The following is a 20,261-nucleotide window of genomic DNA, read 5'->3' on the forward strand; positions in this document are numbered from 1 at the left end:
GGGCGCCTGCGGCGAACGGAACGGGGCTCACGGCCGGACACCACCGGCGCGCCGGGCCGGTGCGCCCGCACCGCGCCACCGGGCCACGGCGGCCAGCAGCGCGGACCCGGCCAGCGCCGCCGCCCCGATCCCGGCCGCCAGCGGCGCCAGGTAGAGCAGGAACAGCCCGGCGACCCCGGCCAGCGCCCGGCTCGCCACTGTGGCCCGGCCGACGCCCGGCACCCACCCGCCGGCCGCGACCGCCAGAGCGAGCACCGCCAGACCGGCCGCCGCGCCGGTCCACAGCACCCCGCCGGCCGGCCCCCTGGCCAGCAGGTACTCCCCGCGGTCGGTGAGCACGAAGGCGATCGGGACGAGGAAGGCGGGCAGCGCGTACTTCAACGCCTGCCACATGGTCGGCATGGTCCGGCCGCCGGTGATCGCGGCGGCGCCGACCGCGGCGAGGGCGGTCGGCGGGGTGACCTCGGAGAGCACCGAGTAGTAGAAGACGAACATGGCCGCGGCGGGAGCGGCCACGCCGAGCCCGAGCAGCGCCGGCCCGATGATCACCCAGCCGATGATGAAGCTGGCGGTGACCGGCACCGCGAGCCCGAGCACGGCGAGCGCCACCGCGGCCAGCAGCACGGTCAGCGCGAGCACCGCGCCGGGGTGGTCGGTGACCGCCCGCGCGCCGCTGACCAGCAGCGAGGCCAGCTGCGCGCCGAGCCCGGTCTTGGTGGTGACCGCGGTGATCACCCCGGCGGCGGCGCACACCGCGACGACCGGGAGCACCCCGCGCACCCCGGCGGCGAGCGCGCCGAACATCCGGGCCGGGGTCAGCCGCGCGGTACGGTCCAGGAAGGACAGCAGCACCGCCAGCAGCGTCGCGTAGACCACGGCCCGGGTGGCGCTCTCGCCGAGGGCGAGCAGCGCGACGATCAGGATCAGCGACGAGAAGTGGTAACCGAACCGGCTGAGCAGCCGCCACGCGCTGGTCGCCGGCATCTCGACGGCGCGCACCCCGAAGCGGCGTACGTCGATCTCGACCGCCAGCAGGATGCCCAGGTAGTACAGCAGGGTCGGGATCATCGCCCAGCCCAGCACGGTGAGGTACGGCACGTCGAGGTATTCGGCGACGATGAACGCGGCCGCGCCCAGTGTCGGCGGGGACAGGATGGCGCCCACCCCGGCCGCGGCCAGCATCCCCCCGGCCTGTTCCGGCGGGTATCCGGCGCGGCGCAGCATCGGCCAGGTGACCGCGCCGACGCTGACCGCGGTGGCGGTGCCCGAGCCGGACACGGTGCCGAGCAGGAAGCCGGCGGCCACCGCGGTGCGCCCGGCGGCGCTGCGCGAGCGGCGGAACGCGGCCACCGACAGGTCGACGAAGAAGCGGCTGGCGCCGGAGAGGTCGAGCACCGCGCCGTAGATGGTGAACAGCACGATGTACGTCGCGGCCACGTCGAGCGGGGTGCCGTAGAACCCGCTGCCGGAGTTGTAGAGCGCGTCGACGATCTGCGCGAAGTCGAGTCCGGCGTGGGCGATCGGCCAGGTCTGCGGGAGCCGGCCGCCGTAGTACCCGTACAACAGGAAGGCGCCGCAGACGATCGGCAGGGCGAGCCCGGTGGTCCGCCGCGCCGCCTCGATCACCAGCACGAGCAGCACCGCGCCGAACGCCACGTCGACGGGTTCGAGCAGCGCCTGCCGGTCGAGGAAACCGTCGTATCCGCCGCCGGCCGGGCTGACCGGGTAGAGGCAGACGGCCACGGCGAGCGCGGCCAGCAGCCAGTCCAGCCGGCTCGGCCGCTCCCCGCGACCGGCCCGCGGCCGGTACACCGGGAAGATCAGCGGCAGCGTCCCGGCCAGGAAGAGGATCAGGTAGAACTGGCTGCCCTGGGCCAGCGGCCGGAACACCTGCCAGAGCGTGAACGCCCCGGCCGTGGCGGCGACGGCGGCGACCGTGAGGGCGGTGCGTCCGGCGAGCGCGCGGGCGGGCCGCTCCTCTTCGTCGTAGTGGACGGCGGGTGGGGCATCGACGCCAAGGGATCGACCATCGCCCATGAATGGACACTACTACGGCGCCGCCCGCCCGAGGCCGGACGATCATCCGATGGTGGGCGCGGCACCCACCGGCCGCACCGCCGGGGCCCGGGCCCGACCGCCGCCCGGCCGCCGGAGCACGACCGGCCGCGGCCACCCGCCGCGAAAGAAGCGGACGGCCGCCGCCGAACCACCCCGGCGAACCGGACGGCCGCCGGATCAGGCGACCTCGCGCAGCCGCGCGGCGACCCGCTCCGGGGTGGTGTCGCTGATCCACGCCGCCATCGCCGACTCGACGCCGGCCAGGTACTTCAGCTTGCCGGGCGCCCGCAGGATGCTGAACACCTGCAGGTGCAGGCGGAACAGGTCACGGCCGGTCCGGACCGGCGCCTGGTGCACGCCGGCGATGTAGGGCAGCGGCTCCGGGCCCGGGAAGTACCGGTCCAGGCGGCCCAGCACGTCCAGGTAGATCCGGGCCAGGTCGTCGCGTTCCGGGCCGGTCAACTCGGTCAGGTCGGCGGCGTCGCGGTGCGGGGCCAGGTGCACCTCGACCGGCCAGCGGGCCGCGGCGGGCACATAGGCGGTCCAGTGCTCGGTCGCGGCGACGATCCGGGTGCCGGCGCGGCGCTCCGCGTCCAGGATGTCGCGGAACAGGTTGCCGCCGGTCCGGTCCCGGTGCCGGGCGGCCATCTCCAGCATCCGGGCCGCCTTCGGCGGCACGAACGGGAAAGCGTAGATCTGCCCGTGCGGGTGCGGCAGGGTCACCCCGATCTCCCGGCCGCGGTTCTCGAACACGAAGACGTGCTCGACGCCCGGCTGCCGGCCCAGCGCGGCGGTGCGGTCGGCCCAGGCCTCGATCACGGTGCGGGCCCGGTGCGGCGTCAGGCTGCCGAACGACCCCTGCGCTGCCGAGGAGAAGCACACCACCTCGGTACGGCCGCCGGCCGGCCGCACCGGCCACAGCGGATCGCCGTCGACCAGGCCCTCGGCGCCCCCGATGCGCGGGGAGAACGCCGGGAACCGGTTCTCGAAGACGACCACGTCGTAACCGGCCTCGGCGATCTCGGTGGGGAACCCGCCGGGGACGGTCGGCGCCAGCGGGTCCTGGTCGGCCGGCGGCATGAAGGTACGGTCGTTGCGGTGCGACGCCAGGGCGATCCACTCGCCGGTCAGCGGGTCGTAGCGGACCTGGGCGCCGCCGCGCAGCACCTGGTCGGCCGGGGGCAGCGGCCGGGTGTCCTCGGCCTGCCGGGTGGCCGCGCCGGAGACGTACGGCTCGGTGTCGTCGTAGTAGATGATCTCGCGGCCGTCGGCCATCCGCCGCGACGTCCGGCGCACCCGGTGCACCCGTTCCGGCTCGGTGGCGCTGCCCCGGCCGACCACCCGGATCGCGTCGATGGCCAGCAGCTGGGAGCCGGCGGCGACCAGCCGGTCGCGCGCGTCCTCGGGCACCGCGACCGGGGAGAGGGTGGCCAGCGGCAGCAGGTGCAGGGTGACCTCGGCGCCTGAGCGGTACCCGGCGTCGACCAGGTTGACCTGCCAGCGGGACCCGTCCCAGAACCGGTCGGTGACGGTGACCCCGTCGACCCGCAGCTCGCCGACGTCACCGGCCCAGTCGATCTGCAGCAGCGCGTCGTGCTCCGGGTCGGCGGCCCAGTCCGGCAGCTGCAGGCGGTACACCGCGGCGTGCTCGTCGAACGCCGCCGGGGCGGGGGCGGACGCGCGGCCGTCGTGCTTGCCGTACCCGGCGGGCACCACGGCGGCGGGGCGCAGCCGCACGGCCGGCACGTCCCCGGTCCGCGGGGCGGGCGCGGGCGCGACCGGCAGGTCGGCGAACCCGCGCGCGGCCGGGTCGTAGACCCGTACCGGGGCGGTGCCGGTGGCCTTGACCGTGATCCGCCCGGCGGCGTCCCACTGCAGTTCGTCGTCGCTGAGCAGGAGCCGGCGGCCCCCCGCCTCGCAGACCCAGACGGCTTCGGCCGCCTCGGCCGGCAGGAGGAGCACGTCGAGCCGGCCGTCGCGGGTCTCCACCCGGACCGGCTCCAGGCCGGGGCTGATCTCCCGGACCGCCGTCTCGTCGCCGTCGCGGACCGCCAGCTCGGGCCGGATGCCGGTCTCCGCGAGCAGGACCAGGGTGGGCACCGCGCCGCTGAGCAGGGTCAGCGCGGAGGCGGTGGCCCACGGCAGGCGCACCCCGCCGGCGGTCAGGTTGACCGGCCAGCGCGCCAGGGTGCCGGCCGGGATGTCCACCGGGCGGGACGGGAACTCCAGCTCGCCGTCGTCGAGGGCCACCCGGAAGCGGGCGCCGCGGTAGGTGTCCAGCGGGAAGTGCGGCTGGTGCCAGGCCACGAAGAGGAAGCCGCTGCGGCCGTCGCTGCGCAGCGCCCAGCGCAGCGTCCGGCTGTCCTCGACGCCGCTCGGGCGCACGTCGGGCAGGCTGGACGGCATCTCGGCGAGCCGGGCGCCGAACGCGGCGAGGAAGGCGTGCTGGCGGCGCAGCTGCGCGTGGCTGCCGGCGAGCGCGCCGGCCTCGCCGATCGGGGCGTGGAAGTCGTAGCCGAGGCGGGGCAGGTCGTTCGGGTAGCCGGTGGCGTGCGACTCCTGCATCCCGTCCGGAGCGTGCGGGTTGGTGCCACCGGCGTACATGTAGTAGCCCTGCCAGGCCGACCCGTTGCCGATCTTGCAGTGCGCGATGGTGGCGACGTCCAGCGCCGAGGGGCGCGGGCGCCGGTGGTAGGCGGTGGCCATCCCGCCGGCGAGCTCGCAGGTCGCGGCCGGGAACAGGTCGGAGGGCACGCGCGGGCCGCCCTCGGCCGCCTCGATGTTCTGCGCCCGCCGCACGTCGGCCCCGATGCCCGGGTCGTCCCAGACGTGCGAGAAGAAGTAGTGGTCGCGGAAGCTCGGCGCCCACGGCGCGTCCGAGTCGACCCAGAAGCCGTCGCCGTAACCGCCGTAGAGCGGGAGGACCTCCTCCTCGGGCAGCTCGGCGCTGTCCCAGGCGGTGGCCGTCCAGATCGGCGCGGACATGCCGGCCTCGCGGGCCATCCGCTTGAGGGTACGCAGGTGCTCGGGCTGGGTGTACAGCTCGTTCTCGATCTGGATGCCGAGCACCGTGCCCTCGGCCGAGGCGCGCCCGTCCAGCGCCGCGCCGATCCGCGTGAACCACTCCTGGACCATCGCCAGGTAGGCCGGGTCGTCGGTGCGGTGCCGGACCGGGGCGTGCTGCACCCAGTCCGGGAAGCCGCCGTTGCGGCTCTCGGCGTGCACCCACGGCCCGATCCGCAGCACCACGTCCAGCCCGGTCCCGACGGCCAGGTCGACGAACGCCGCCACGTCCAGGTTGCCGTCGAAGCGGTACCGCCCGGGGGCCGGGGAATGGTGCAGCCAGAAGATGTAGCTGGCCACCACGGTGACGCCGCCGGCCTTCATCTGGCGCAGGCGTTCCGCCCAGCGGTGCCGGGGCACGCGGCTGAAGTGCAGCTCGCCGGAGACCGGGATGACCGGCGTGCCGTTCCTGGTCAGGTACCGGTTGGTCAGCGACAGACCGGCCCGCACGTCCTCGTCGTTGCTCATCCGCGGCCGGCGCAGCGGCGTCGCCCACGGTGTGTGGCGCACGGAGAGCGGCTCGGGCCACGTCATTGGGTCAGTGGGCACGAGAACCCCTCCTCTGCTTCATGGCTGTAACCGGTCACAGGCCGGCGGCCCGAACGATACACAGGCTTAACGGGCCGGACGCAAGAGCTTGACACATCGCCGTAACAGCAGCACTGTAACCGGTCACAGGCACCGACCGAGGTCTGCGCCCGTCCCCGGCTTCTTCTCCCCCGAGCAAGCCGATCAAGGAGGATCGATGAGAAAGACATACGCCCCGCTGCTGGCCGCGCTCACCGCGGCGACCCTGTTCACCACCGCCGCGTGCAGCGGCTCGGACGACGAGTCCTCCGGCGGCGGCGCCGGCGACGAGAAGGTCTCGCTGACCTACTGGAGCTGGGCGCCGAACATGGACAAGGTGGTCGAGGGGTGGAACTCCACCCACCCGAACATCCAGGTCACGGTCAACAAGCAGGACGGCGGCGACCCCGCGGTGACCAAGCTGCTGACCGCGATCAAGGCCGGCAGCGGCGCGCCGGACGTGATGCAGGCCGAGTACCAGAAGATCCCCACTCTGGTCTCCGCCGACGCGCTCGCCGACATCTCCGCCGAGGCCGGCTCGCTCAAGGACAGGTTCCCCGCGGCCACCTGGAACAGCGTCACCCTGGGCTCGGACGCGGTCTACGGCGTCCCGCAGGACTCCGGCCCGCTGATGTTCTTCTACCGCGCCGACGTCTTCGCCAAGATCGGCCTGCCGGCCCCGACGACCTGGGACGACTACGCCAAGGCCGCGGAGAAGATCCACAAGGCGAACCCGAAGCAGTACCTGGGCACCTTCTCGGCCACCGACGCCGGCCTGTTCGCCGGTCTCGCCCAGCAGGCCGGCGCGTCCTGGTGGGGCATGAACGGCGACTCGTGGACCGTCGACATCAACGACGCGGCCACCCAGAAGGTCGCCTCCTACTGGGGCGGCCTGGTGGAGAAGGGCGTCATCGACAACAAGCCGATGTACACCCCGGAGTGGAACGCCGCGCTCAACGACGGCAGCCAGGTCGGCTGGGTCTCCGCGGTCTGGGCCCCGGGCGTGCTGGAGGGCAGCGCCAAGGACACCTTGGGCAAGTGGAAGGCCGCCCTCATGCCGCAGTGGGACGCCGCCAGCCCGGCGACCGGCAACTGGGGCGGGTCGGCGACCAGCGTCACCAGCCAGAGCAAGCACAAGAAGCAGGCCGCCGAGTTCGTCGCGTGGCTCAACAGCGACCCGGCCGCGCTCGAACTGCTGGCCGGCACGGCCAACGTCTACCCGGCCGCGAACGACGCCACCAGCACCGCGCTGACCGAGCCGCCGGCGTTCTTCGCCGACCAGAAGGACTTCTACGCCATCGCCGCCGAGGCCGCGAAGACCACCAGGCCGTTCACCTACGGCCCGAACGTCAACGTCGCCTACAGCGCGTTCAACGACGCCTTCGGCAAGGCCGCCGAGTCGAAGAAGGCGGCCGCCTTCACCGAGTCGCTGGCGACCATGCAGAAGACCACTGTCGAGGACATGAAGAACAGCGGCTTCTCCGTCGCCGGATGACCCGCGCCGGGTGGGGCGCCGGCGCGCGTCCCACCCGGTCTGACAGGAAGGTTTCGGCGATGTCGCTGACCACCCACGCCCCCCGTCCCACCGTCGCCGCGGCACGACCCGCGACGGCCCGCCGCGCCCGACCGGCCGCCCGGCGCGCCGGCGTCCCGTACGCCTTCCTCGCCCCCGGCCTGCTGCTGTTCACACTGTTCCTGGCGGCGCCGATCGGCTACGCCGGCTACCTGAGCCTGCGCAAGGTGAAGGTCAGCGGCCTCGGGCTCGGCGCCAAGTCGCGCAGCGAGGTGTGGGCCGGGCTGAGCAACTACACCCGTTCGCTGACCGACGGGGAGTTCCTGCCCAGCGTCTACCGCATCCTCGGGTACGGCCTGATCGTCGTGCCCACCATGCTCGGCCTGGCCCTGCTGATGGCCCTGCTGCTGGACGCGAACCGCACCCGTCCGGCGATCAGCGGCTTCGCCCGGATCGCGATCTTCCTGCCGTACGCGGTGCCGGCCGTGGTCGCCTCGCTGCTCTGGGGCTTCCTCTACCTGCCCCGGGTCAGCCCGATCACCGACGCCCTGCAGGCGGCCGGGATCGCCGCGCCGGAGCTGCTCTCCTCGTCCTGGGTGCTCTGGGCGGTGGCCAACGTCGCGATCTGGGGCGGCACCGGCTTCAACATGATCGTCATCTACACCGCGCTGAGGGCCGTGCCGACCAGCCTGTACGAGTCGGCCCGCATCGACGGCGCGTCCGAGCTGGCCATCGCCTGGCGCATCAAGATCCCGATCGTGATGCCGTCGCTGGTGATGACGTTCGTCTTCTCGTTGATCGCCACCCTGCAGGTGTTCGCCGAGCCGATGACGCTCAAGCCGCTGAGCAACACCATCTCGTTCACCTGGACCCCGCTGATGAAGGTCTACCGCGACGCCTTCGTCCGCAACGACATCTACTCGGCGGCGGCCACCTCGGTGGTCATCGCGCTCGCCACGTTCGTCCTGTCCTTCGGCTTCCTGAAGCTCGTCGGACGCCGGGCCTTCAACCAGGAGGACTGACATGACCACGGTGTCCCTGCCGGGCAAGCGCCGGCGCAGCACCACCGCCACCGTCCTGCTGCTGCTCGGCGCCGCGTACTGCCTGCTCCCGGTGATCTGGGTGCTGATCGCGTCGAGCAAGAGCTCCGGCGAGCTGTTCTCCACGTTCACCCTGGCCCCGAGCACCCACCTGTTCGACAACCTCGCCGACCTGAGCAGCTACCGGGACGGCCTGTACTGGCGCTGGATGGCCAACACCGCGCTGTACGCCGGCGCCGGCGCGGTGGTCTCCACGCTGATCTCCGCGATGAGCGGGTACGCCCTGGCCAAGTTCGACTTCCCGGGCAAGGGCTTCGTCTTCGACGTGATCCTGGCCGGCGTCCTGGTGCCCGGGGTCATCCTGGCCATCCCGCAGTACCTGCTGCTGGCCAAGGTCGGGTTGACCAACACCTACTGGGCCGTGCTGCTGCCCAGCTTCATCAGCCCGTACGGCATCTACCTGGCCCGGATCTTCGCGGCCGCCGCGGTGCCGACCGAGATCCTGGAGGCCTCCCGCATCGACGGCGCCGGCGACTGGCGCACGTTCGGCCGGGTGGTGCTGCCGATGATGCGCACCGGCCTGGTCACCGTGTTCCTGTTCCAGTTCGTCGCCATCTGGAACAATTTCATGCTGCCGTACATCATGCTCGGCGACGATCATCTGTACCCGCTCACGGTGGGCCTGAACGGCCTGCTCAACCAGGGAGCGAGCCAGCCGTCGATGTACACCGCGGTGGTGACCGGCGCGCTGGTGTCGATCCTCCCGCTGATCGCCCTGTTCCTCACCCTCCAGCGGTACTGGCAGGTCGATCTGGCCGCCGGTGGCGTCAAGGCGTAGGGCACGGTGACCACTATGATCCCGAACGTGTCGCGCAAACGCCCCACCATCCGCGATGTCGCGCGCGAGGCGGGGGTGTCGTACGCGACCGTCTCGCGGGTCCTCAACGGGCGCGACTGGGTCAGCCCGGAAGCGGTGCGCGCGGTCCGGGACGCCATCGCCCGCACCGGGTACACCACCAACCAGCACGCCCGGTCGCTGGCCACCGGACGCTCCGGATCGATCGCGTTCCTGCTCACCGAGCCGCAGCACCTGCTCTTCGAGGACCCGAACTTCTCGGTGCTGCTGCGCGGCGTGGCGCGGGCGCTCTCCGACCGCGAGCTGACCCTGATCCTGATGATCGCCTCCACCCCCGAGGAACGCAGCCGGACGATCGCGTACCTCAACGGCGGGCACGTCGACGGGGTGCTGCTGGTCTCCCCGCACTCCGGTGACCCGCTGCTGCAGCAGCTGGTGCAGGCCCAGGTCCCGATCGTGGCGTGCGGCCGGGTGCTGGGCCTGGAGGAGATGATGAGCTCGGTGTCGGCCGACGACCGGGCCGGGGCGCGCAGCGCGGTCGAGCACCTGATCGCCGCGGGCCGCCGGCGGATCGCCACGATCACCGGCCCGCTGGACACCTCCGGCGGCGTCGACCGCCTGGCCGGGTACACCGACGCGCTGATGGCGCACGGCCTGCCGGTGGACCAGAGCCTGATCGTGCACGGCGACTGGGCCCGGGAGACCGGCGCGGCCGGGATGCGTACGCTGCTGGACCGCTGCCCGGACGTGGACGCGGTGTTCGCCGCGTCGGACGCCATCGCCGCGGCCACCCTGCCGGTGCTGCGCGACGCCGGGCGCTCGGTGCCGGGTGACGTGCGGGTGGTCGGCTTCGACGACTCGGGGCTGGCGGCGACCACCGACCCGCCGCTGAGCACGGTGCGCCAACCCCTGGAACGGATCAGCGAGGAGATGGTCCGGCTCCTCGTCGACGTGATCAACGGCCGTACGCCGCTCTCGATAACCGTGCCCACCAGCCTCGTGCTGCGGGCCTCCTCCCCCGCCTGAGCCTTCCCGGGCCCCCGGGCCGGCCTCGGTTTCCCCCTCGCGCCGAGGCCGGCCCACCCCACGAGCCGAACGTCCCTTTGTCAATAAAGGAGCGTCATGAGACTCACCCTCGCCCTGGCCACCACCGGCCCGCTGCTGGCGCCGGCCGCCCCCGCCGCCGCGCACGACCGGAACCGGCTCACCATGCTCGGCGCGGACGTCTCCACCCCGCCCCGCGCGCTGCACCTCGGCGCGACGTTCTACGACCAGCGCGGACGGCGCGGCGACCCCTACGAGACCCTGAAGAAGGCCGGCGTCAACCACCTGCGGCTGCGCGTCCGAACAACCCGGCCAGCGGCTACGACCACCGGGCCGGGGTGGTCGCGCCGGCCCGCCAGGCGAGACGGCACGGCCCTGAGGTCCTGACCGACTTCCACTGCTCCGACACCTGGACCGCGATCGGCGGCAACGGGTGGGACACCGAGGACATCCAGAACTCCGGCACCGCCCGGGAGAACATGGCGACGTTCGACGACCGCGGGCGGATCAACCCGTACGTCGTCCGGCGCCGCTGACGAAGACCCCCCGGCGCCACCCCGGCGCCGGGTGCGTTCCTATCCCCGAAGGAGCGACATGCGCACCAGTGTCCGGGCCCTCGTCGGGGCCGCGCTCGCCGCGGTCACGCTGACGGCCGCCAACCCCGCCCCCGCCCAGGCCGCCACCACCCTCACCATGCTCGGCGCCGACGTGTCGTCGCTGCAGCGCACGCTCGACCTCGGCGGCAGGTACTACACCGCGTCCGGGACCCAGGCGGACCCGTACGACATCCTCAAGGGCGCCGGCGCCAACTACATGCGGCTGCGCGTCTGGAACAACCCGGCCAGCGGCTACAACAACAAGGCCAAGGTGCTCCAGCAGGCGAAGGCGATCAAGGCCAAGGGCCTCAAGCTGCTCATCGACTTCCACTACTCCGACACCTGGGCCGACCCGGGCAAGCAGTACCCGCCGGCGGCGTGGAGCTCGCACAGCCTCAGCCAGCTGCAGACCGACGTCTACAACTACACCTACGACGTGTGCACCGCGCTCAAGGCGCAGGGCACCACCCCGGACAGCGTGCAGATCGGCAACGAGATCAACGTCGGCATGCTGTGGCCGAAGGGCCAGGTCGTGAACAGCGACTTCGGCCCGCTGGCCAGCCTGCTCAAGCAGGGCTACACCGCGACCAAGGCCTGCAACAGCGGAACCCAGGTCATGATCCACACCGCGGACGCGGACAGCGACGCGAACGCGCGCTGGTTCTACGACGGCATCAAGGCGGCCGGTGTCTCCTGGGACGTCACCGCGCTCTCCTACTACTGCATGTGGCACGGCACGCTGGCGAACCTCTACAACGTGATCGCCGACGTGAGGTCGCGGTACGGCAAGCCGGTCGTGGTCGTCGAGACCGCGTACATGTACACCACCGCCGACGCCGACAGCGAGAAGAACTCGATCCCCGGCACCACCACCTGCGACGGCCAGCCCGCGACCAAGGCCGGCCAGGGCACCGAGTTCAGCTGGATCCAGAACACCGCCCGCAACGCCGGCGCCATCGGCGTCTTCTACTGGGAGCCCACCTGGTACGCCATCAAGGGCAACGGCTGGGACCCGGCGAACATCAACGGCACCGGGGACGGCTGGGACAACATGGCCACCTTCGACGCCACCGGCAAGTTCAACTCCGCGGTGAAGTGGACACCCTGACCATTTCCGGTCACCTCCGGCCCGGCGCTCCGGCGCCGGGCCGGTCCCATCCCCACCGGCCACCGCGCACCCCGCCCCGCCACCGCGCAGCGCCGGCCCCGCCACCGCGCACCTGCCCCGCCACCGCGCGCACCGCCCGCCCTGCCACCGCGCAGCGCCGGCCCCGCCACCGCGCACCTGCCCCGCCGCCGCGCACCGCCCGCCCCGCCTCCACGCACCCTGCCCCGCCACAGCGCACCCCGCCCCCCTCCCGGTGGCGCCGATGAGGGTCTGGAGCGAAGGGGCCGATGGGGCGAAGGAGGTGGACGGGGCGAAGGGGGGCGCGGACGGGGCCCTGGAGCGGCGCGCCGCGGATGCAGGCACGGCAGCACCTCGAATACACGGCGGGGGCACGCTGCGGATACGCGGCGGGCAGCACACCGCCGATACACCGCGGGCAGCACACCGCCGATACACCGCGGGCAGCACACCGCCGATACACCGCGGGCAGCACACCGCCGATACACCGCGGGCAGCACACCGCCGATACACCGCGGGCAGCACACCGCCGATACACCGCGGCAGCACACCGCCGATACACCGCGGGCAGCACACCGCCGATACACCGCGGGCAGCACACCGCGGATACACCGCGGGCGGCGCCGCGGGTGCGGCGCCGCCCGGGTGGGGTCAGACCGACGCGGTGTGCGGCTGGTCGCCGGCCGTTGCGGCGGCGCGGGCGGCGGCCGCCTTGCGTTCCAGTGCGGCGCCCTCGACGTCGAGCTCCGGCAGCCAGCGCAGCCAGCTCGGCAGCCACCACGCGGAGCGGCCGAGCAGGGCCAGCGCCGCCGGGACCGCGATCATCCGGATCACGAAGGCGTCGAACGCGATGCCGACCGCCAGGGCGAACGCGATCGGCTTGACCGTGTCGTTGCCCTCCGGGACGAACGCCGCGAACACCGCGAACATGATGGTCGCGGCGGCGAGGACGACCGGGGCGGCCTGCCGGAAACCGGTGACGATCGCGTCGCGCGGGGCCGCGCCGTGGGCGTGCGCCTCGTGCATCCGCGACACCAGGAACACCTGGTAGTCCATGGCCAGGCCGAACAGGATGCCGACGATGATGATCGGCGCGAGGCTGATGATCGGGCCGGTCGAGCCGGCGTTGACCACGTCGGCGAGCCAGCCCCACTGGAACACCGCGACCGTGGCGCCGAACGCCGAGCCGATGGTGAGCAGGAAGCCGAGCACGCCGACCACCGGCACCAGCAGCGAGCGGAACACCAGCACCAGCAGCACGAACGCCAGGCCGACGACGAGCGCCAGGTAGACCGGCAGCGCGTCGTTGAGCTTCTGCGACACGTCGATGCTGATCGCGGTCTGACCGGTGACGTACACCTGGGCGCCGTCGCCGTCGGCGACCGTGTCGCGGATCGCGTGCACCAGGTCGACGGTCTTCTCGTCCTCCGCGCCGGAGGCCGGGATGACGGTGATCAGGGCGGCGGACCGGTCCTGGTTCGGCCGGGCCGGGGTGGCCAGGGCGACGTCCGGCAGGCCGGCGACCTGCTTCTGCACCGTGGCCGCGTACGCCGCCGAGTTCGGCCCGTCCACCAGGATCAGCAGCGGCCCGCTGACGCCGGGGCCGAACCGCTGGTCGATCAGCGCGTCGGCCTTGGCCTGGGTGCTGCCCTCCGCCGAGCGCTGGGCCAGGGTGGTCTGCATCTTGAAGAACGGCAGCGCGATCACGCCGAGCGCCAGCACGGCGAGCAGCAGGCTGATCAGGCGCTGGTGGGTGACCGTGTGCGCCCAGCCACGGATGAAGCCGCGCCCGTCCGGCAGCTCGTCCTGCTCGGCCGGGTGGATGTGGCGCAGCTTGCGCGGCAGCGCCCGCAGCCCGATGAAGCCGAGGATCGCCGGGACCAGGGTGATCGCGACGAGCACCGCGACCACGATGGTGGCCGAGGCGGCCAGGCCCATCTCGGTGAGGAACGGGATGCCGACCACGGAGAGGCCGGCCAACGCGATCACCACGGTCAGACCGGCGGTCACCACCGCGGAACCGGCGGTGCCCACCGCGTACGCCGCGGCGGACTCCACGTCCTTGCCGGCGCGCAGCTCGTGCCGGAACCGGGTGACGATGAACAGCGCGTAGTCGATGCCGACCGCGAGGCCCAGCATGACGGCCAGGATCGGGGTGGTCGACTGCAGCTGCACGAAGCCGGAGAGCGTGGTGATGCCGGCGACGCCGATGCCGACCCCGATGATCGCGGTCAGCAGGTTCATCCCGGCGGCGACCAGGGAGCCGTAGCTGAGCGCCAGCACGACCAGCGCGACGACGACACCGATGCCCTCGGAGGCGCCGCCGATGTCGGCGGCGTTGCTCAGCGCCTCACCGCGCGCCTCGACGGTCAGGCCGCCACTGCGCGCCTGGACCAGCGCCTCGGTGATCGCCTCCCGGGCCTCGTCGGTGACCTCGGAGGGCTGCACCCCGTAGCTGACCGTGCTGTACGCCGCGGTCTGGTCCCGCGACACGGCGGGCGCCTGCGGGTCGAGCGGGTTGCTGGCCGCCACCACGCCGGGCAGTTTGCCGAGCGCGGCCACGGTCTGCGCGACCTGGCCCGCGTTCGCCTGGTCGGTGATCTTCTGCCCGGCCGGCGCCGCGAACACCACCTGCACCGAGGCGCCGGCCGACGCGTCCCCGAACCGGTCCTTCATCAGGTCCAGCGCGATGGTGGACTCCTGGCCGGGAATCCGGAACGTGTTGACGGTCTCGCCGGAGAGCTTGACCGCGCCGAAGGCCACGGCCAGCAGGGCGAGCAACCAGACGACCGTGACGATGATGCGATGCCGGACGGCCCCGAGGCCGAGGCGATGCAACAGCGTTGCCATGAGGTGGTCCCTTGTTCAGTGGGTGGAGGAATGCCCGAGCGCGTCGTAGGCGACGTCGACGAGCGTGGTGACCGCGTCCGCCGTGATGCAATCCCGCATGGCGACACTGGCCACCGCGAGCGCGCCGAGCGCGCCGGTGACCCGGATCGCCCGCCGCGGATCGACGAAGGGTTCGTCGCCGAACGCGGCGGCGACCTCCCCGCCGATCATTTCGAGCGCCGCGCCGAAGTCGCTCTCCGGCTCGGCCAGCAGGCAGGACAGCAGCAGCGCGACCACACCGGGCTGGCCCAGCGCGAGCCGGGCGATCCCGCTGATCACCGACCGGTCCCGATCCGGACCGGCGGGCAGCGTGACCACCGTCGTGGCGATCTCACGCAGCTGCCCCACGCAGCGCTCGACGACCGCCTCCTGCAGTGCCTCCTTGGTGGGGAAGCGGTGCAGCAGGCCGGTCTTGGAGTAGCCCACCGCGTCGGCGATGCGCTGCACCGACGTCTCCTTGAAGCCGTGCCGGGCGAAAAGGTGGGCGGCGGCGTCGAGGATCTCGTCGTCGATCTGCTGCTTGGTGGGACGGGGCATGGGACCACCGTAGACCGTAGTGGACCAGATCGGTCCTCCAGGGACCGTGTTGGTCCCCACAGTTGGTGACACTGGGCCCTGGTTACCCGCCGGACCGGGCTTCAATCCCGGCGCGGAGCACCCGCCCGGCCGGCGCCTGCGCACCCGAGCGGCTCCCCGGCCGCACCCGGCACCGCCGCTCTCGATGCCGACCAGAAGGCCGTGCAGCAGACCGCCCGACACTCCCACCCCGCCCTGCCCGGCTGGGCGGCGACCATGCTGCGGGGTCGCCGGCCGTTCGCCGCCGTGTGCGCCGCGCTGCTCGCGCTGGCCGTGACCGAGCCGCCGCTGGACCTCGCCGACTTCGCCGCCGCCGGTCGGCGGATGCTGAGCGGACAGCTGGACGGCATCTACGACTCCGGATGGAATCAGGCCGGCCCGCTCCAGTTCCTGATCAGCCGGCTGCTGATGATCGGCAGCCCGGGTGCCCTGCCGGCGCTACCGGTGCTGGTCACGGTGAACGTGGCGCTGGTGCTGGGTGCGATGGCGCTCTGCCGCCGGTTCAGCCCCGGGCCGGGTGTCGGGCGCGCCCTGCGGGAGAGCGCGACCGGCCTGCTCGCCCTGCTCTGGCTGGCGCTGCCGATCCCGTGGGAGGGGCACCCGGCGGAGCTGGCCATCCCGGCGCTGTGGGCGTACGCGAGTCTGCTGCACCGCCGCGGGCGGACCGTGACCGCGGCCGTGCTGCTGGGCGCCTCGGTCGCCATCGCCCCCTGGGCGGTCCTGGGTTTCCCGTGCCTGCTCGCGGTGACCGGTCCGCTGCGCGCGTTCCGGTCCTGGGTGCTCGCCGGCGCCGTCGGTGTCGCCGCCTACCTGCCGTTCGTGCTGAGCGGTCATTTCGGCATGTTCGGCCACGTGTGGGAGGTCAACCCGGATACCCTGGTCCACCTGCTGCTGCCCGGCCTGGAGGTGGTGACCTGGCCGTTGCGGCTGGTCCAGGCCGTGCTGGTGGCCGGCGGCTGCGCCGCGGTCGCCTACCGGTTCCGCGACCAGCGGCTGGTCTACGCGGCCGCCCCGGCCGCCGCCAACCTGGTGCGGCTGCTCACCGACCCGGTCAGCCTGCGCTACTACTGGGCGCCGGTCGCGGTCGCCACGGTGGCGGCGTTCGTGCTGGCCGGCGGCACCCGACGGCTCCGGCGGCAGGCGCTGGCGCTGCTGCTGGGCTACCTGGCGGCGGTAGCCGGGCTGACCAGCGGGCCGGCGGCCGGCTCGATCGCCTGCCTGGTCCTGCTGATCGCACTGCTGCTCGCCGGCGAGACGCGGACCGGGCCGCGCCGGACGAGCGCATGGCCCGAACGGACGAGCACCTCGCCGCACCGGACGACCCGGACGAGCACGCGGCCCGGACGGACCGGCCGGACCCGGCGGGCGAACCGGACCGGGCGGGCGAGCCGGACCCGGCAGGCGAACCGGACCCGGCGGGCGAACCTGACCCGGCGGGCGAACCGGACCCGGCGGGCGAACCGGACCCGGCGGGCGGGCCCCGCGCCGGCACGCCGGCCGTGATTGAGTGGGGCGCATGCGCAGCGCTCCCGCCGACCTCGTGCTCACCAACGGTCCCGTCTTCACCGCCGACCCGCTGCGCGGACCGGCCACCACGGTCGCGGTGCGTGACGGGCGGATCATCGCGGTCGGCGCCGACGACGTACGCGACCTGACCGGCCCGCGCACCGAGACGATCGACCTGGCCGGCCGGCTGCTGCTGCCCGGCTTCCAGGACGCGCACGTGCACGCGGTGATGGGCGGCGTCGAGCTGAACCAGTGCGACCTGACCGGCACCACCGACCTCGACGAGTACCTGCGCCGCGTCCGGGAGTACGCCGACGCGCACCCCGACCGGGAGTGGATCAGCGGCGGGGGCTGGGCGATGGAGGCCTTCCCCGGCGGCGTGCCGGGCCGTGAGCTGCTCGACCGGGTGGTCCCGGACCGCCCGGTCCATCTGATCAACCGGGACCACCACGGCGCCTGGGTGAACAGCCGCGCCCTGGAGCTCGCCGGGATCGGCCCCGGTACACCGGACCCGGTGGACGGCCGGATCGACCGCCGCCCGGACGGCGAGCCGGCCGGCGGCCTGCAGGAGGGCGCCATGCAGCTGGTGGCCCGTTTGCTGCCCGAGGTCACACCGGCCGAGCGGCTGGCCGGGCTGCTGCGCGCACAGGCGCTGCTGCACTCGCTGGGCGTCACCGCCTGGCAGGACGCGATGCTCTGCGCGACGAACGGCTATCCGGACGTCTCCGACGCGTACCTGGAGGCGGCCACCACCGGACGGCTCACCGCCACCGTCGTCGGCGCGCTGTGGTGGGACCGCGACCGCGGCGCCGAGCAGATCCCGGAACTGCTCGCCAAGCGGGATCGGCACACCGTGGGCCGGCTGCGCAGCGACAGCGTGAAGCTGATGCTCGACGGGATCGCGGAGAACTTCACCGCCGCGATGACCCGGCCGTACCGGGACTCGTGCGGCTGCGCGACGGCCAACTCCGGGCTGTCCTTCATCGACCCGGCCCAGCTGCGCGAGCACGTCGCCGCGCTGGACGCGCACGGCTTCCAGGTGCACTTCCACGCGCTCGGCGACCGGGCGGTACGCGAGGCGCTGGACGCGGTCGCGGCGGCGCGCGCCCGCAACGGTTTCCGGGACACCCGGCCGCACCTGGCGCACCTGCAGGTGGTGCACCCGGACGACGTGCCGCGGTTCCGGGCGCTCGGCGCGAGCGCGAACATGCAGCCGTACTGGGCGGCGCACGAGCCGCAGATGGACGAGCTGACCATCCCGTTCCTGGAGCCGGAGCTGGCCCGCCGGCAGTACCCGTTCGCCGCTCTGCGGGACGCCGGGGCGCACCTGGCGGCCGGCAGCGACTGGCCGGTGAGCACGCCCGACCCGGTGCAGGGCATCCACGTGGCGGTGAACCGGGCGCATCACGGCGGCGGCTATCCGCCGTTCCTGCCGGGGCAGCGGCTGGACCTGGTCACGGCGCTGACGGCGTACACCGCCGGGTCGGCGTTCGTGAACCGGCTGGACGACACCGGCAGCATCCGCGCCGGGTTCCGGGCCGACCTGGTGGTGCTGGACCGGGATCCGTTCGCCGCCCCGGCCGCGGAGATCGGTGACGCCTCGGTGGTGATGACGCTGGTGGACGGGAAAGTGGTCCACCACGCGTGAGTCTTCGCCACGGCGGGAGCCCGGGTGGCCGGGCGCCGGCGGGGCGCGGTGCGGGCGCGGGTCGTACCGGGAAGGGGCGGCCCGGACCGCGGCGGTCCGGACCGGTTCGTCGCCGGCGCTGCGCTCAGCGGTCCTCGTCGTGCTCGGCGACCTCGGCGGCCTCGACCGCGTGGTGGCCGTGGCGCGGCCCGGCCTCCAACTCCTCGGCGACCGGCTCCTCCTCGATCACCTCGGCGCTGACCTGCGGCGCGTCGGCCCACAGGGCGCGCAGCTGGCCCTGCATGAACTGGGTGAGGCGGCCACGGTACTCCCGGTCGAAGTTCTCCAGTGCCTCGATCTGCTGCTGCAGCGCCTCGCGCTTGGCGCCGAGGCTGCCGACCACGTCGTCGTAGCGCTGCTGGGCCTGCTGCTTGAGCTGCTCGGCGCCGTGCAGGGCGTCGGCGCCGATGGTCTCGGCCCGCTGCCGGGCGTCCGCGACGATCTTGTCGGCGGCCCGGCGGGCCTCCTCGGCGCGGGCCTGCGCCTCGCGGGCCATCAGCTCCGCGGCGGCGCGGGCCTCGTTGAGCACCCGGTCGGCCTCCTGGCGCACGTTGCTGGCGTGGGCCTGGGCGTCCCGGGCGATCTGCTCGGCGGCGGCGAGTGCGTCCGTGCGGATCTTGTCCGCGTGGTGCTGGGCGCTCGCGACGTGCTCCTCCGCGGTGCGCTGCGCCAGCGCCAGCACCTGCAACGCCTGGTTCGGCAGACCCGGGTTGGGCGCGATCACCTTGTGCTCCGAGGTCTCACTGTCAGTCCCATTGAGCAGCACTTCGACACGATCCTTATCTGATTGTCAGTCTTCGCCACGCACCGGTCCGGCTGGCACCGCAGGCGGAAGAACCCTCCGGAGCGCCATGACCGCCGAGGGTGTCGGCCATGATCGGCGGGATGCTACCAAGCTGAACGGGCCCTTAGCGAGGGTCGGCGAGCGCATCTCGGAGCGGTTTTACGCGGTTACTAATTAAGGGCGGTTTAGACCCATTAGTCTGATGAGAAACCTGCTCACAGATCTTCCGAGGACCGCCATGCGATGCCGCCGCGCGCTGGTCACCCTGGTGACCGTCACCACCCTCCTGTCCGGTACGCCGATGGCGGCCCACGCGGCGTACGCCGGCGAGGTCGCCTACTGGGCGATGAACGAGCCACCCGGCGCCACCCGCATGATCGACAGCAGCGGGAACGGGCTGAACGGGCAGATCGGGCGGGAGGTCGGTACCGGGATCTTCCACCACGGCTCGACCGGCTACCGGTTCGACCGGCTGGAACCGGACACCCCGCCGGCGCGGCCCGGCCACCTGGTCGTGGTTCCGGACGCCTCGGCGCTCAACCCCGGCGACCGGGACTTCGCGGTGACGTTGCGGCTGCGCACCACCCACCACTTCGGCAACATCGTGCAGAAGGGCCAGTCGACGACCGAGGGCGGCAACTTCAAGCTGCAGATCCCGAACGGGCGGGTGCAGTGCCTGTTCCGCGGCAGTCGCGGGGTGCTCGAGGCGATCGCGCCGTACTCCATCAACGACGGCGACTGGCACGTCGTCACCTGCGTGCGGGTGAGCACCGGGGTGGCGCTGGCGATCGACGGACGGCGGGTCGCCGGCCGGGAGGGCTGGACCGGCCCGATCTACAACAACTGGCCGCTGACCATCGGCGGCAAACTCGACTGCGACCAGCGCACGGTCGGCTGCGACTACTACGCCGGCGACCTGGACTACCTGTCCATCCAGACGGCGTAGCGGGTGGCCG

Annotated in this window: 15 protein-coding genes; 10 read left to right on the forward strand and 5 right to left on the reverse strand. The window is 73.2% G+C overall.

Annotated elements, in window-relative coordinates:
* Positions 1 to 27: 27 nt before the first annotated feature.
* Positions 28 to 2,037, reverse strand: coding sequence for a TRAP transporter permease (locus tag ACTEI_RS22455; protein WP_122979455.1), 2,010 nt, complete (start codon positions 2,035 to 2,037; stop codon positions 28 to 30).
* 198 nt (positions 2,038 to 2,235) lie between these two features.
* Positions 2,236 to 5,670, reverse strand: a complete 3,435-nt coding sequence (galT, locus tag ACTEI_RS39220) for a galactose-1-phosphate uridylyltransferase (RefSeq protein ID WP_307837888.1) — start codon at positions 5,668 to 5,670, stop codon at positions 2,236 to 2,238.
* A 196-nt stretch (positions 5,671 to 5,866) separates the two neighbouring features.
* Between galT and ACTEI_RS22465 the strand changes: the two genes are divergently transcribed.
* The 7 genes from ACTEI_RS22465 to ACTEI_RS22495 all read left to right on the forward strand — a co-directional run bounded on the left by ACTEI_RS22465 (position 5,867) and on the right by ACTEI_RS22495 (position 11,845).
* Positions 5,867 to 7,183, forward strand: coding sequence for an ABC transporter substrate-binding protein (locus ACTEI_RS22465; RefSeq protein ID WP_122979456.1), 1,317 nt, complete (start codon positions 5,867 to 5,869; stop codon positions 7,181 to 7,183).
* 59 nt (positions 7,184 to 7,242) lie between these two features.
* Positions 7,243 to 8,223: a carbohydrate ABC transporter permease gene (locus ACTEI_RS22470; protein WP_122979457.1), complete on the forward strand. Its 981-nt coding sequence runs from the start codon at positions 7,243 to 7,245 to the stop codon at positions 8,221 to 8,223.
* Position 8,224: 1 nt separating this feature from the next.
* Positions 8,225 to 9,079, forward strand: a complete 855-nt coding sequence (locus ACTEI_RS22475) for a carbohydrate ABC transporter permease (protein WP_122979458.1) — start codon at positions 8,225 to 8,227, stop codon at positions 9,077 to 9,079.
* A gap of 27 nt (positions 9,080 to 9,106) precedes the next feature.
* Entirely contained in the window at positions 9,107 to 10,123 is a 1,017-nt protein-coding gene (locus ACTEI_RS22480; protein ID WP_239082468.1) for a LacI family DNA-binding transcriptional regulator, read from the forward strand.
* A 96-nt stretch (positions 10,124 to 10,219) separates the two neighbouring features.
* Positions 10,220 to 10,528: a glycosyl hydrolase 53 family protein gene (locus ACTEI_RS22485; protein ID WP_122979460.1), complete on the forward strand. Its 309-nt coding sequence runs from the start codon at positions 10,220 to 10,222 to the stop codon at positions 10,526 to 10,528.
* Positions 10,480 to 10,677: a hypothetical protein gene (locus ACTEI_RS22490; protein WP_122979461.1), complete on the forward strand. Its 198-nt coding sequence runs from the start codon at positions 10,480 to 10,482 to the stop codon at positions 10,675 to 10,677. The genes ACTEI_RS22485 and ACTEI_RS22490 overlap by 49 nt, the downstream gene beginning before the upstream one ends.
* A gap of 58 nt (positions 10,678 to 10,735) precedes the next feature.
* Positions 10,736 to 11,845, forward strand: a complete 1,110-nt coding sequence (locus ACTEI_RS22495; RefSeq protein WP_122979462.1) for a glycoside hydrolase family 53 protein — start codon at positions 10,736 to 10,738, stop codon at positions 11,843 to 11,845.
* A gap of 669 nt (positions 11,846 to 12,514) precedes the next feature.
* Here the strand turns inward: ACTEI_RS22495 and ACTEI_RS22500 are convergent.
* Positions 12,515 to 14,713 (reverse strand): MMPL family transporter, encoded by a 2,199-nt coding sequence (locus tag ACTEI_RS22500; RefSeq protein ID WP_122979463.1) that lies wholly within the window; start codon positions 14,711 to 14,713, stop codon positions 12,515 to 12,517.
* Positions 14,714 to 14,728: 15 nt separating this feature from the next.
* Complete coding sequence (locus ACTEI_RS22505) at positions 14,729 to 15,289, reverse strand: TetR/AcrR family transcriptional regulator (protein ID WP_122979464.1); 561 nt, start codon at positions 15,287 to 15,289, stop codon at positions 14,729 to 14,731.
* Between the two features lie 201 nt (positions 15,290 to 15,490).
* Here ACTEI_RS22505 and ACTEI_RS37250 point away from each other — a divergent pair, with 201 nt between their 5' ends.
* A complete protein-coding gene (locus ACTEI_RS37250) occupies positions 15,491 to 16,831 on the forward strand; it encodes a hypothetical protein (protein WP_164466044.1) in 1,341 nt (446 codons plus the stop codon).
* A 13-nt stretch (positions 16,832 to 16,844) separates the two neighbouring features.
* Positions 16,845 to 18,482 carry an amidohydrolase gene (locus ACTEI_RS22515; protein WP_122979465.1) on the forward strand — a complete coding sequence of 546 codons (1,638 nt, stop codon included), beginning with the start codon at positions 16,845 to 16,847 and terminating at the stop codon, positions 18,480 to 18,482.
* A gap of 124 nt (positions 18,483 to 18,606) precedes the next feature.
* Here ACTEI_RS22515 and ACTEI_RS22520 read toward each other — a convergent pair whose 3' ends face one another.
* Positions 18,607 to 19,287 carry a hypothetical protein gene (locus ACTEI_RS22520; protein ID WP_122979466.1) on the reverse strand — a complete coding sequence of 227 codons (681 nt, stop codon included), beginning with the start codon at positions 19,285 to 19,287 and terminating at the stop codon, positions 18,607 to 18,609.
* 256 nt (positions 19,288 to 19,543) lie between these two features.
* Between ACTEI_RS22520 and ACTEI_RS22525 the strand changes: the two genes are divergently transcribed.
* On the forward strand, positions 19,544 to 20,251 hold the full coding sequence (locus ACTEI_RS22525; protein WP_122979467.1) for a LamG-like jellyroll fold domain-containing protein: 708 nt from the start codon (positions 19,544 to 19,546) through the stop codon (positions 20,249 to 20,251).
* Positions 20,252 to 20,261: the final 10 nt, after the last annotated feature.

The sequence above is a fragment of the Actinoplanes teichomyceticus ATCC 31121 genome (assembly GCF_003711105.1).
Classification (GTDB): domain Bacteria; phylum Actinomycetota; class Actinomycetes; order Mycobacteriales; family Micromonosporaceae; genus Actinoplanes; species Actinoplanes teichomyceticus.

Bases quoted from the DNA above. Each gene is read 5' to 3' on its own strand.
- ACTEI_RS22495 (WP_122979462.1), top strand. From the start codon at position 10,736: ATGCGCACCAGTGTCCGGGCCCTCGTCGGGGCCGCGCTCGCCGCGGTC.
- ACTEI_RS22470 (WP_122979457.1), top strand. From the start codon at position 7,243: ATGTCGCTGACCACCCACGCCCCCCGTCCCACCGTCGCCGCGGCACGA.
- ACTEI_RS22455 (WP_122979455.1), bottom strand. From the start codon at position 2,037: ATGGGCGATGGTCGATCCCTTGGCGTCGATGCCCCACCCGCCGTCCAC.
- ACTEI_RS22500 (WP_122979463.1), bottom strand. From the start codon at position 14,713: ATGGCAACGCTGTTGCATCGCCTCGGCCTCGGGGCCGTCCGGCATCGC.
- ACTEI_RS22465 (WP_122979456.1), top strand. From the start codon at position 5,867: ATGAGAAAGACATACGCCCCGCTGCTGGCCGCGCTCACCGCGGCGACC.
- ACTEI_RS22525 (WP_122979467.1), top strand. From the start codon at position 19,544: ATGCGATGCCGCCGCGCGCTGGTCACCCTGGTGACCGTCACCACCCTC.
- ACTEI_RS22515 (WP_122979465.1), top strand. From the start codon at position 16,845: ATGCGCAGCGCTCCCGCCGACCTCGTGCTCACCAACGGTCCCGTCTTC.
- ACTEI_RS22475 (WP_122979458.1), top strand. From the start codon at position 8,225: ATGACCACGGTGTCCCTGCCGGGCAAGCGCCGGCGCAGCACCACCGCC.
- ACTEI_RS22485 (WP_122979460.1), top strand. From the start codon at position 10,220: ATGAGACTCACCCTCGCCCTGGCCACCACCGGCCCGCTGCTGGCGCCG.
- ACTEI_RS22505 (WP_122979464.1), bottom strand. From the start codon at position 15,289: ATGCCCCGTCCCACCAAGCAGCAGATCGACGACGAGATCCTCGACGCC.